This window comes from Glaciecola sp. XM2, from assembly GCF_018595715.1.
Taxonomy (GTDB): Bacteria; Pseudomonadota; Gammaproteobacteria; order Enterobacterales; family Alteromonadaceae; genus Glaciecola.
In genome coordinates this window covers 241,419-254,095 of sequence record NZ_JAHEOJ010000014.1, presented here as the reverse complement: position 1 = coordinate 254,095, position 12,677 = coordinate 241,419, and the positions used below count along the sequence as shown (strand labels likewise).

Sequence of the window (12,677 nt, the reverse complement as noted above, 5' to 3'; positions counted from 1 at the left end):
TGCGGCCATTTATCCTGCTTGCTGTGATTGCGACATAAAACGGTTTATTAAATCGAGATGCGCTGAAGTATCTAGCACGTGCTGCGAATCGGGCAAGGTGAGTTTGGCAACAGGCCTGACGCCGCGCACGGCATTGGTCAACAGCATACCTTCGACCTCGCGGAACATATCGATATGATGGTAACTTTGATTCACCATGATATCATTTTGGCTTAAGTATTGGAGCCACGCTTCACGCATCACTCCTTTTACGCCATAGGCCTCAATAGGCGGCGTGTGCCAAACCCCATCTATTTGGTAAAACACATTGGACGATGTTGCTTCAACTACATGCTGATACTCATTGCACATCAACACGTCCTCAAGCTCATCGGTGTTTTTTGACTGCAAATTCGCTCGCGCTAACACTTGACTCAGGCGGTTATTGTGCTTAATGCCCTCAGACCACGGCTCTTTTGATAAGCTAACGTCGCTAACCCCTAAATTTAACACCACACTCGGCGGCAATATGGGATCAGTCGGATGCGTACTAATCACACACACCATATCGACACTTGAAGGAGGCTGATAACCTCTTCCACCGCTACCACGGGAAATAAGCACTTTAACGGCGGTCGCGTCGGTGATACCGGATAACACCTCTCGTAAGTTGCTTTCTAAGGCGTTCCATTGTGTAAAGGGTATCTGTAGCGCCGCGCAACCGTCCTGAAGCCTCTGAAGGTGAGCCTTCAAAAGAAAAGCTGCACCCGACTCAGCATACATGGAAGTAAAGCAAGCGTCGCCATACTGCGCACTTCTGTCAGTGGCAGCGATATGATGTGGGTTAATGAGAAATTGAGCAGTAGCCATGGTCAAAGTGTATCCTTAAACCGTGGTAAATCAACTACATTACACATGAAAGGTAGACAGAAACTTATTGTGCTCACCGAACTATAGCCAGCAAACACAACAAGCTCATAATATTAATCGGTATGGCGTTTAAACAACAAAGAACCGTTGGTGCCACCAAATCCGAATGAATTACATAAGGCGTAGTCACCGTCAAGGTCAGCGGCCTTGTTAGGTACAAAATCCAAGTCGCAGCCTTCACCAGGATTGTCTAAGTTAATCGTTGGTGGCGCTTTTTGGTCAATAAGTGCCAAAATAGCAAAAATAGACTCAACCGAACCTGCAGCACCGAGCAAATGCCCAATCATAGATTTAGTGGAGCTTACCTTCACTTTGTATGCATGCTCACCAAAAATACGTTTAACCGCATTTACCTCAGCAACATCTCCTGCTGGTGTTGATGTGCCGTGAGCATTGATATATACGACCTCTTTAGCGTCGACGCCGGCATCATTTAACGCATTTTCCATTGCGTCTGCTGCACCTTCACCATCGGGTGGCGGTGATGTCATATGGTGAGCATCGCCGCTCATGCCAAAACCGACTAGTTCAGCATATATGCGAGCACCTCTGGCTTTTGCACTTTCATACTCTTCAAGCATGACTACGCCTGCGCCCTCGCCCATCACAAATCCATCGCGATCTTTATCCCATGGACGACTGGCTTGCTGAGGAGCATCGTTACGTGTCGATAGTGCGCGTGCAGAGCCAAACCCGGCAATCGCTAACGGAGTGATGCTTGACTCGGAACCACCTGCTAGCATTGCGTCAGCATCACCATAGGAAATGGTACGAGCCGCAACGCCAATATTATGCACACCGGTAGTACACGCCGTCACCACGTTAAGATTAGGTCCTTTAAGGCCTTCCATAATAGACAGAAAGCCCGAAATCATATTGGTAATGGTAGATGGAACAAAGAATGGAGACACACGTTTTGCACCGCTTTCAAGCAACTTGCGATGGTTTTCTTCAATCAGACCCAAACCACCAATGCCTGAACCGATGCTCACGCCAACGCGCTTCGCATTTTCTGCCGTAATAGCTAAGCCAGAATCCTTCAGTGCTTGAATACCTGCTGCGATCCCAAGTTGAATAAAGCGATCCATCTTTTTTGTTTCTTTTTTAGCAATGTACGCTTCAACATCAAAATCGTTAATCTCTCCAGCAAAGCGAGTATTAAAATTTGATGCATCAAATTGAGTAATGGGTCCAATACCGCTTTTACCTGCAAGAATATTGTCCCAAGTGCTTTTAATATCGCAACCTAAGGGCGATAACATACCAAGACCGGTAACCACTACGCGACGTTTCGCCACCTAAGCCTCCTACCTTCCATATCTTTAATATATACAAACAAAAAAACGGCCCTCAAAAGAGCCGTTTTTCATAAATGCTGCTTATGCGTCTTTGTTAGCGTTGATATAATCAATTGCTGACTGAACGGTGGTGATTTTCTCTGCTTCTTCGTCTGGAATCTCGGTATCGAACTCTTCTTCAAGAGCCATTACTAGCTCAACAGTGTCCAAAGAATCAGCTCCTAAATCATCTACGAACGAGGCTTCTGATTTTACTTCGTCTTCTTTAACGCCCAATTGCTCTATAATGATCTTTCTTACGCGTTCTTCGATGTTACTCATAATGACAGGTTTCCTTAACGTACCTTGTTTTTAAAATTAGCGGGTGTAGTTTATTGCCCTAACCCTTACCATGCAAGTCTAACCAACAATTTAGTGAGTGGTCAAACCACAAATTTCTAATAGCTTGCTTACTTTATATACTAAATCTGCCTAAGCTACGGTTATTTCTACAGATTACAGAGCTTAGAAATGATTGCAAGTGTAAAAAAGTCGGGGACTACCCCATATGCATACCGCCGTTAACGTGCAATGTTTCACCAGTAATGTATGCCGCTGCATCAGAGCATAAAAAACCTACCGCTGCTGCAACTTCATTTGCCTCACCTAAACGGTTAGCTGGAATATCGTTAAATATTGCCTGTTTTTGCTCATCCGTCAAACTTCTTGTCATATCTGTATCAATAAAGCCCGGTGATACCACATTTACAGTAATGCCTCGAGATGCGATTTCTCTCGCCATAGACTTACTAAAGCCTATTACTGCTGCTTTAGCCGCCGCGTAGTTTGACTGACCGCCATTCCCCGTCGACCCCACTACCGAGCCAATAGAGATAATGCGCCCGTTTTTCTTTTTCATCATTCCACGCATCAATGCTTTAGACAGCTTAAATACCGATGTTAGATTGGTTTGCATAATGTCATCCCACTCATCTTCTTTCATGCGCATGATAAGATTATCGCGCGTGATACCGGCATTATTGACCAAAATATCAGGTGCACCAAATTGCTCGCTTATGTCACTTAGCACCTGTGCAATAGAGGCGTCGTCTGTCACATTTAGGGTCATTCCTTTACCGTTACCACCTAAATAATCTGAAATCGCTTGCGCACCGTTATCACTGGTAGCTGTACCAATGACCGTTGCACCTTGACTGACTAACTGCTCTGCAATCGCTTTGCCTATGCCACGACTAGCGCCCGTAACCAACGCAACCTTTCCGTTTAAATCAAACATGTTGTTTCCTTCTATAAATCTGCAGGTGAGCTAAACGACGATAATGCTAATGACTTATCGATACGCTTGTTCAAACCAGTTAATACTTTACCTGGACCTACTTCAATAATGCTTTGTACACCTTGTGAGGCAAGATATTGCACGGTCTGCGTCCATTGCACAGGGCTATAAAGCTGCTTGACGAGTGCTTGCTTAATCTGTGCCGGATTGCTCACCACCGCTACATCCACATTATTGACTACCGGTACATTTGGCGAGCCAAAATCTGTATTTGTCAACAACGCCTCCAACTCATCAGCCGCACTGCGCATCAAGGCGCAATGGGATGGCACACTTACCGCTAAAGGCAATGCACGTTTTGCGCCCGCCTCTTTGCATTGTGCACCCGCTTGTTCAACCGCTTCTTTATTACCGGCAATCACAATCTGACCGGGAGAATTAAAGTTTACTGGCGAGACTACTTGGCCAGTACTTTGAGATACTGCTTGGCAAATATCAATAATGCTTTGGTCATCTAAGCCAATAATCGCATACATTGCTCCAACGCCTGCAGGCACTGCTGATTGCATAAACTTGCCACGGGCCTCAACTAAGGTGACTGCGGTGGCTAACGGAATGACACCTGCCACGACCAATGCGGAATACTCGCCTAGGCTGTGACCCGCAAAAAAGCTGGGTTGAACATCACGTTCAGCCGCCAATACGCGATATGCAGCAACGCTTGCCGTCAGCAACGCTGGCTGAGTAATGTGTGTTTGATAAAGCTGTTCGTTTTCGTCTGTTTGTGTCAACTTCCACAAATCATAATTAAGCGCATCTGATGCCTCGGCAAAACACTCTTCTACGCTCGCAAAGTTACTTGCCAATTCAGACAACATGCCAACAGATTGTGATCCCTGACCAGGAAAGACACAGGCCGTTTTACTCATTATTTATTTCCTTCATGATGTTTTTATTATCACACTATTTTAATATTTTACTAAGGCCGACGCCCAAGCAAAGCCACCACCAAAGGCCTCCAGCAATAAATGCTGACCTCTTTGGATGCGTCCGTCACGTATTGCCGTGTCTAGCGCCGTTGGTACTGTCGCGGCTGAGGTGTTGCCATAATTCTGGAGGGTAATGACCACTTGATCCAGTGACATATTCAGTTTTTTGGCGGTTGCTTTAATAATTCTAAAATTCGCTTGATGCGGGACCAACCAATCAATATCAGACTTTTGTAAGTTGTTAGCGGTGAGCGTTTGCTCAACGATTTCACTTAACTTAGTCACGGCTACTTTAAACACTTCGTTGCCTTTCATTGAGCCCCAGTTTTCATGCACGGATGCTTCATTGCCATGCTGCACATGCCCGATTTGCAATAAGTCGCCATAAGAGCCTGCTGCATTAATATGGGTAGAGAGTATACCAGGGGATTCACTTGCTTCGAGTACCGTGGCTCCGGCACCATCACCAAATAGAATGATCATGGAACGATCTGCTGGGTCTATCATGCGACTTAAACAATCTGTGCCAATTACCAGCACTCTTTTCATCATGCCGCTTTTTATATATTGGTCAGCAACACTCAATGCATAGCAATAGCCGGCGCATGCCGCAGCAACATCAAATGCTGGAATATTATCTACCCCTAGAATCTTTTGGATTTCACAAGCTGAACTAGGGAGTGCGTGACGCCCACTGGTTGTCGCACATACGATTAAATCGATATCGCTTGCTTGGATATTAGCGGCTTCTAAGGCCTGAATACTCGCTTGCGCGCCCATGGTGGCAGCGGTTTCATGCTCACCAATAATGCGTCTTTCTTTGATTCCCGTTCTATCAGTAATCCATTCGTCCGACGTATCTACCATGATTTCTAAATCGGCATTGCTACGCACCTCACTCGGAAAGTAACTTCCGGTCCCAATAATGCGTGAATACATAGGCTTAGTGCTCCATTAGCTCTTGTTCTATTTTTGTTCTTATTTTGTCTGGCACGCCTTGCTGAACTTCAACAACTGCTTGTTTGATAGCATAATAACAGGCGTCTGCAGATGCGTTCCCATGGCTTTTGACCACAGTGCCGCGCAATCCTATCAGACTCGCACCATTATACTGGTCGGGGTTCATGCGCTGATATAGCTTTTTAAGTAATGGAAGGGTGAGTTTGCTGATTAATCGAACAAACCACGTTTCTTTTGTTATTTCACGAATTTCATTCATAACGAGTTTGGCAATCCCCTCACTCGCCTTGAGGGCAACGTTACCGGTAAATCCATCGGTTACTACAACGTCGACATCACCCGAAAACAATGTGTCGCCCTCTACGTATCCAACGTAATTCACACTAGGACATTGATTAATTAGCAAATCGGCATGTTTGATTAATGAGTGACCTTTAATGTCCTCCTCACCCACGTTTAGCAAGGCAACTCGTGGGGCCGCTAAACCGCCGATTTCGCGCATTAATACCGAACCCATCACAGCGTACTGCAACAGGTTTTCTGCATCGTAGTTAATCGACGCACCTAAATCTAACAGCAGTACCTTTTTCTTGTTTGCCGTCGGTAACGCAGAAACCAGCGCTGGGCGCGATATCCCAGGGATCGTTTTAAGCACGTAATACGCCATTGCCATCAACGCGCCGGTATTGCCGCAGCTTACACATCCGTCGGCTTCACCAGATTGCACAAGGTCAAGGGCTACACGCATACTTGAGTCTTGCATCTTACGCAGGGCCACAGTGGGTTTGATGTGCATATCAACGACCTGCGAGCATATCTTACTAGCAACTCGTGGACCGAATTCAGGGATCAGGGCTTTTTCAAAGTGAAACAGTGTATCTTCATCGCCGCATATGATGACATGAAGAGAGGTATGGGTGGTGAGTGCGCGCTGAATAGCGGGCAAAAAAACATGGGGGCCTTTATCGCCCCCCATGATATCTAGTGCAATCGTAGTTATCGACAAGACCTAAGCCTTAGATATCGATGACTTTTTTGCCTTTATAGAAACCATCAGCCGTTACGTGATGACGACGATGAGTTTCACCAGATGTTGAATCAACAGACAATGTTTCTGCTGTTAATGCATCATGCGAACGGCGGGTTCCGCGCTTCGCTCTGGCTTTCTTACTCTTTTGTACTGCCATAGGTTACTCCTAATCTCGCTTAAGCTCTTTTAAAACCGCAAATGGGTTTTTTCGCTCAGGTTCCGGTTCGATCTTACCAAAGCTCATGTCTTGTGCCTTTACGCTGCAATCTTCTTCTGCGTGAAGCGCTACGATGGGCAAAGCCAATATTACTTCGTCTTCTAATACTTGGAAGAGATCGACTTCTCCGTGGTCATCTACCTCTACCGGTTCATAAGCGTCGGGTAACGTTTCGTCTTGTTCACTCCCCTGCACGGGCGAAAAACAAAATTCAATATCCACATCATGCGGATAAGGTTGGTTACACCTTTGACAAACTAACATTACCTGTACAGCAAGCGTACCCTGAAAGTAAGTAAGACTCTGCGCGTCTTTTGCAAACTCCACTTTCACCGATACATCAGATAATATCGAGTCCACCATATCGTTCAATCTAAGCATATCTTTAGCGACATAAATGCCCTCATAAGAAGACAATTTTTGTGCGCTTTTGACAGGATCGAGGCGTTTAGGTAGTTTCACGTTTATCATAGCGCGCGAATAATATAGGCTTAAGGTCTTTTAGTCAAAGCATTTCCTTGCTTTTAAAAGGGTTTGTACGATAACAAAGCATAAAGATATGCGCGCGTTTCATTTAACGTTTAAGATAGTGAGCAAAATTTCACGAATGCCTTATGAACACTGACACCCCTAAATTTTTATTAGCTTCATCTTCCCCCTACCGCGCAGCAATGTTGAGGCAATTGGGCATTGCCTTTGATGTTGCATCGCCAAATATTGATGAGTCTCCCCTTTGCACAGAACTGCCTGCGCACTTAGCCTTGCGCTTAAGCCAACAAAAGGCACAATCGCTGGTATCAAACTATGCTGAGCATATTATCATAGCCAGTGACCAAGTAGCATGCATTGCTGGTACGCATGCGCCGTTAGGTAAACCTTTATCCATTACAAACGCAATTGCACAGTTAACGCGCTGCAGCGGCAGAGTCGTCGATTTTTATACAGGCCTAAGTGTCATATTACCTGATTCGATATGCGCGCCGCGCCAATGTGAAAAGCAACATACCTTAGTTGAAAAGTTCAGCGTAGAATTTAGAACGCTTAGCCATGCTCAAATAGAAGCCTACGTACATGCAGAACAACCCCTTGACTGTGCCGGTAGCTTTAAAGCAGAAGGGCTTGGCATTGCCTTATTTCAAGGTTTTAGCGGCCGTGACTACAACACACTGATTGGATTGCCGTTGATGGCCCTAGTTGACACATTAAATCGCTTTGGCATAGACGTTTTGCAAAGCGCTACTTACCAACAACAATGAACACATCTTTAAAGGCGAGAGGTCAACCTAGTCGCACTACAACAAGTAGCGCCGACTTAGAGGGCAAAACCTTGGTCATATTTGATGGCGTTTGTCATTTATGTCAAGGGTCGGTTAATTTCATCATCAAACGCGATACACACAACCGTTATGTATTTTCATCTATGCAGAGCCTTTATGGGGCAAGCGTACTTGAGCAATACAACTTAGTGCATATCGCAAACGACAGCTTCATTGTCGTCAAAGACGGCCAATACTTACTTAAAAGTGACGCTGCGCTTAGCATTTGTAAAGATTTAAGTGGATGGTGGTACATGATGCGAATCTTTATTTACATTCCTCGAGTCATCAGAGACGCCGTATATGATCTCGTTGCAAAGCACCGCTATCGTATCTTTGGCAAGTCAGAAGCTTGTATGATGCCAACAACAGCACAGAAAGATAAATTTAGGTGATTGATTGAGACTACTATTTCAACCAGGCGTGGAAAGGACTACTCATGCTTCTTTTGAATAAACGACACCCTATTTCTTCCCCTACGTTTAGCCTCATATAGAGCATCATCAGACAACCGCATTAAAGCTTCAAAGTTAATGTGATTGTGTTTTACGCTTACCGTTACACCAATGCTAATGGTTAGCTTGACCTCATTAATGTTTGCACTTTCAACTTTGGAGCGCAAAGCTTCAGCGAGTTCCAAGGCGTGAGCACTGCCTATATCGGGCAAGACGACGACAAACTCCTCTCCTCCGATGCGTGCTACTAAATCATTTGCTCGGCGCCCATTGCTCAAGATACTCGCAACTCCTTTAAGCACCTCATCACCAACATAATGCCCATAGGTATCGTTCACTTTTTTAAAAAAATCAATGTCGATAGACATTACGGCATATGTCGAATTATTTCTTGCCATTTGGCTGTTGGTTTTTTCGGCTAAATCTAAGAGCCGGCGACGATTCATCAACCCCGTTAACGAGTCAGTCGTTGCAAGATCAAGCAGTTCTTTGGCTTGTTGTTCTAAGGTGCTCCGAGCGTTAACAAGTTCACTTTGCAGCTTGTCTCGATTCGCGCTAACGTAAAGCGACCAGTAAGAAACCCCAGATTCTGCTAGATTTATATGCGCAATAACTGGAACACGCTGTTTGTTTTTCGTCAGCCAGTTAATTTGGTTTTCTTCAACTCGTAAACGTGTCAGCAGCTCTGGGAAAATATAACTATCAATAAAAATATTCGATGCTTTGGTTACGCACTCACTAATCGACAAGCCCGTTAACTCACATTGTGTATATCCTGACAGCTCGCTAACATAGGTGTTACAAAAGACGATTGTACGATTTGCATCAACAATCAGATGGCCAGACTGAAAATCATTTATGTCTATTTTCACATCATCCATTATGGCGTCTTACTTAAGAAAAGCTCGGATACTCGGCAATATATCTTGATGGTTTGTCATATGAAGACAGTGCCCCTCTGCTTCGATAATATTCAGTTGGCTGTTAGGGATATTATCATCCATATATTCACCCACGCTGACACTTGCTAATGAATCTTGCGTACTTTGCAGAATCAAAGTCTTAGCCGTAATCTCTTTTAATATAGCGCGCTGATCGGAAAAAAACGTAGCATGTGCAAAAGCCTTGGCAATGATGGGGTCGGTACTACAGAAGCTGCCCGATAATTCACCAATTAGCTCTTGAGACTGTGAGGTACCCATTACAAGGGGTGCGAGATAATTCGCCCAGCCAATATAGTTTTTATCCATAAGGTCGATGAGTTCTTCTAAATCACTTTTGTCAAAGCCACCGAAATAGTCTGGCGGCAAATTCAAAAAGCAGGGTGAAGGACATACCATCACAATTTTCGTAATACATGCTGGTATTTGTATCGAGGCGATTGCCGCTATAATACCGCTTACTGAATGCCCCATGATCGTGACATCGCTTAAACACAGCTCATCAATAATATCGATGATGTCTTGCGCGTACCCTTCAAGAGAGGAATATTTTTCAATGGAATAAGCAGATAACAACGAATTGCCTGAGCCTACATAGTCAAAAACCACCACTTTGTAATCTTGCTCTAACTCATGCTGCATAAAACGCCACATGTTTTGATCGCAACCAAAACCATGGGCCAATATAACAACCGGAGCATCGGCTTGACCACTTACCTTTACGTTATTGCGAGTGAGAACTGATGTCATGAGTGTTTAACTCCATTGTCATGCATGGGTTTGAGTATAGTAAGCGCTATAGATTAAACCACCTCTGCCTTGAATAAATTTTCATTTGCTGTGCTGGTACTATCAGCCTATCCGCACTTTGCAGATTTGTATAACAAAAAATAACTATTTGCCGATACCCTTCTTATAACTAAGTCTGACGTTTAAGTAACTTAGGTGCCTATTGCATACGAATCAAAACTTAATAAGAAAAACAGCAATCGTCACGGCTGTTATAGGCTTCGGCGGTTTTCTGATGATGCGTGTTTTTGGCAATCAGCCAATAGCACTCACATATGTGGCAGCATTTAATTGCGTATTACTGGTGTGTGTGGCTGCAATTATTGCGAGATTTCCCAGCTTAAAACACAATGGACGCATTTTTATAATATCCATAATGTGCGTGGTTATGTCGCTAATTGCCTTCTCTGGGGGAATTAATAGCCGTTTTGTTGTTATTCTGCCTTTGTTGCCCATTATGATGTGCCTAATGCTCAATACAACAAGTAGTGCATTATTAACCGCTGTATTATTAACATATATTATATCAGTGTCAGCACTGCACCCCTATCTTCCAGAATTCATTATTAACATAAGCAATCCACAGGAACATTTTCCGCGGACCTTATGGCTATTTCTGGTAACCTTATTATCGTTTGCTTTTGCTAAGATGTACTCCGACATTAACTCAAAACTGACTATTCAACTGAAAGATCAGCGCAGCCACGAGGATACTTATGAATTGTATTCGCAAGATGCGGTACTTTCTTATGCCGACAACTTATTGCTTAAAATAAACTCATTAAAATCTACTGATAATCATTTAACGCTGATGCTTATTGATTATTGTGAGATGCAATCGGGCGAGCCGCTGTTACCGAATAGCCTCAATGAAAGGCGTCGTGAGGACATATCAAACGTCATAAAAAAGGTCTTCAATCACACTACTGATATCATCGGACAATGCGACGATGGTAAATTTATTGTGTGTCGGCACACTCAAGATTTAAACGCGCCGCTTAAGTCTGCAAACAGTATCGAGCAACACGCTCTAAAGCTCAGTCTTGACGTAAACATTGGTTATATCAGCGTAGCGGGCAACATTGGAATTGACATATCTAGCATATTTTCGCTGGCCAATAAGGCGCTAGAAAAGTCCAAAACAAAGAACGTGCCTAATATTGTCAACTTCAGGGACATCAAATCGCTTTAGCGCCCACCAGCATGCACAGCTTAATTATGATTAACGAAATTACGCTGGTTAAGCAAAAAACCAGTAGCTAACAAAAATTGCGGCTGTAATACCTGCAAGGTCGGCAGCCAAGCAACATCCTACTGCATACCGGCTATGTTTGATACCCACCGCACCTAAGTACACCGCTAGTACATAAAACGTCGTTTCGGTCGAGCCCTGCATAACCGATGCTAAGCGTCCAGCAAAGGAATCAGCACCATGAAACTGCATGGTTTCAATCATGAGAGCCCGCGCACCCGAGCCACTGAGCGGCTTCATCAGCGCCGTTGGCAGTGCATCGACAAACATAGTGTCAAGCCCAACGAGTGCAACAACTGATGCAATGCCACCTGTTACAAGCTCCATCACGCCCGACGCACGCAGCATACCAATAGCAAACAACATCGCAACGAGATAAGGAATAATGCTTATAGCCACCTCAAAACCCTGTTTCGCCCCTTCAACAAACTGCTCATAGGTATTTTGTTTTTTGCGCCAGCCAGCGACCAAAACCACCACAATAAATAAGAACAATGCAAAGTTAGCAATCACGCTAGATTGCTCAGCAAGCTGCTCAGAGGCTAGGCGTGAGAAGTACAAAATCACCGTGGCAAGTAAGCTAAAGATGCCTACTAAATACGTGATCACAACACGATTGAAGAGGTTCACTCGCTGCACTGCACAGGTCACAAACAGTCCCACTAAGGTAGAGCAGCTAGTGGCTAATAAGATCGGAATAAATACATCGGTAGGCTGAGCAGCGCCCTGCTCCGCTCGATACAAAAATACCGCAATAGGAAACAAGGTTACCGCAGAAGTGTTAAGCACTAAAAATAGAATTTGCGAGTCGCTTAAGGTGTCTTTGACAGGCGCAAGGGTTTGCATATCTTGCATAGCCTTTATGCCAAAAGGCGTTGCAGCGTTATCTAAGCCCAGTACATTGGCCGACATATTCATGGTGATGCTGCCTAGCGCTGGATGGTCACGGGGAATATCGGGCATAAGACGGCAAAGTAACGGGGCCAACAGGCGAGAAAACTTGGTGATGAGCCCTGAGTTTTCTGCCACTTTAAAAATGCCCAACCAAAAGGCGAGTAGACCGATTAAGCCAATCGCAATATCGACACTGGTCCTTGCCATGGTGTTGACTGCCTGCATGACCTCTTGAAAAGAGCCTAGGTTACCCGTGACAAACACGTTGTAACACGTTGCAGCGAAGGCGCTTAAAATAAAGCCAAGCCAGATCTTATGGAGCATAACGTCTCAATATTATTTTTATTCTTT

General features: G+C 44.5%; 15 protein-coding genes. 3 read left to right on the top strand and 12 right to left on the bottom strand.

What is annotated here, in order from left to right; translation table 11 throughout:
• Positions 1-9 precede the first annotated feature (9 nt).
• The 9 genes from pabC to yceD all read right to left on the bottom strand — a co-directional run bounded on the left by pabC (position 10) and on the right by yceD (position 7,150).
• A complete protein-coding gene (gene pabC, locus KJ365_RS01570; protein ID WP_214449855.1) occupies positions 10-849 on the bottom strand; it encodes an aminodeoxychorismate lyase in 840 nt (279 codons plus the stop codon).
• Positions 850-962: 113 nt separating this feature from the next.
• On the bottom strand, positions 963-2,207 hold the full coding sequence (fabF, locus tag KJ365_RS01565; protein ID WP_214449854.1) for a beta-ketoacyl-ACP synthase II: 1,245 nt from the start codon (positions 2,205-2,207) through the stop codon (positions 963-965).
• An 81-nt stretch (positions 2,208-2,288) separates the two neighbouring features.
• Entirely contained in the window at positions 2,289-2,528 is a 240-nt protein-coding gene (gene acpP, locus KJ365_RS01560) for an acyl carrier protein (RefSeq protein ID WP_214449853.1), read from the bottom strand.
• A 217-nt stretch (positions 2,529-2,745) separates the two neighbouring features.
• Positions 2,746-3,483, bottom strand: a complete 738-nt coding sequence (gene fabG / locus KJ365_RS01555; protein ID WP_214449852.1) for a 3-oxoacyl-ACP reductase FabG — start codon at positions 3,481-3,483, stop codon at positions 2,746-2,748.
• An 11-nt stretch (positions 3,484-3,494) separates the two neighbouring features.
• Entirely contained in the window at positions 3,495-4,412 is a 918-nt protein-coding gene (fabD, locus tag KJ365_RS01550; protein WP_214449851.1) for an ACP S-malonyltransferase, read from the bottom strand.
• A 39-nt stretch (positions 4,413-4,451) separates the two neighbouring features.
• Entirely contained in the window at positions 4,452-5,411 is a 960-nt protein-coding gene (locus KJ365_RS01545) for a beta-ketoacyl-ACP synthase III (RefSeq protein WP_214449850.1), read from the bottom strand.
• Between the two features lie 4 nt (positions 5,412-5,415).
• Complete coding sequence (plsX, locus tag KJ365_RS01540) at positions 5,416-6,438, bottom strand: phosphate acyltransferase PlsX (RefSeq protein ID WP_214449849.1); 1,023 nt, start codon at positions 6,436-6,438, stop codon at positions 5,416-5,418.
• A 10-nt stretch (positions 6,439-6,448) separates the two neighbouring features.
• Positions 6,449-6,619 carry a 50S ribosomal protein L32 gene (rpmF, locus tag KJ365_RS01535; RefSeq protein ID WP_214449848.1) on the bottom strand — a complete coding sequence of 57 codons (171 nt, stop codon included), beginning with the start codon at positions 6,617-6,619 and terminating at the stop codon, positions 6,449-6,451.
• Positions 6,620-6,628: 9 nt separating this feature from the next.
• On the bottom strand, positions 6,629-7,150 hold the full coding sequence (gene yceD / locus KJ365_RS01530; RefSeq protein WP_214449847.1) for a 23S rRNA accumulation protein YceD: 522 nt from the start codon (positions 7,148-7,150) through the stop codon (positions 6,629-6,631).
• Between the two features lie 143 nt (positions 7,151-7,293).
• Between yceD and KJ365_RS01525 the strand changes: the two genes are divergently transcribed.
• Positions 7,294-7,935 (top strand): Maf family protein, encoded by a 642-nt coding sequence (locus KJ365_RS01525; protein ID WP_214449846.1) that lies wholly within the window; start codon positions 7,294-7,296, stop codon positions 7,933-7,935.
• The gene (locus tag KJ365_RS01520; protein WP_214449845.1) at positions 7,932-8,390 is read left to right on the top strand and encodes a thiol-disulfide oxidoreductase DCC family protein; all 459 of its coding nucleotides are present in this window, start codon (positions 7,932-7,934) and stop codon (positions 8,388-8,390) included. Before KJ365_RS01525 ends, KJ365_RS01520 begins: the two co-directional genes overlap by 4 nt.
• A 38-nt stretch (positions 8,391-8,428) precedes the next feature.
• Here KJ365_RS01520 and KJ365_RS01515 read toward each other — a convergent pair whose 3' ends face one another.
• A complete protein-coding gene (locus KJ365_RS01515) occupies positions 8,429-9,331 on the bottom strand; it encodes a sensor domain-containing diguanylate cyclase (protein ID WP_214449844.1) in 903 nt (300 codons plus the stop codon).
• 9 nt (positions 9,332-9,340) lie between these two features.
• Positions 9,341-10,141, bottom strand: coding sequence for an alpha/beta fold hydrolase (locus KJ365_RS01510; RefSeq protein WP_214449843.1), 801 nt, complete (start codon positions 10,139-10,141; stop codon positions 9,341-9,343).
• Positions 10,142-10,568: 427 nt separating this feature from the next.
• On the opposite strand from KJ365_RS01510, the gene KJ365_RS01505 reads away from it, so the two are divergent.
• A complete protein-coding gene (locus KJ365_RS01505) occupies positions 10,569-11,372 on the top strand; it encodes a hypothetical protein (RefSeq protein ID WP_214449842.1) in 804 nt (267 codons plus the stop codon).
• Positions 11,373-11,420: 48 nt separating this feature from the next.
• Here the strand turns inward: KJ365_RS01505 and KJ365_RS01500 are convergent, their stop codons facing one another.
• A complete protein-coding gene (locus tag KJ365_RS01500) occupies positions 11,421-12,650 on the bottom strand; it encodes a spore maturation protein (RefSeq protein WP_214449841.1) in 1,230 nt (409 codons plus the stop codon).
• Positions 12,651-12,677 lie beyond the last annotated feature (27 nt).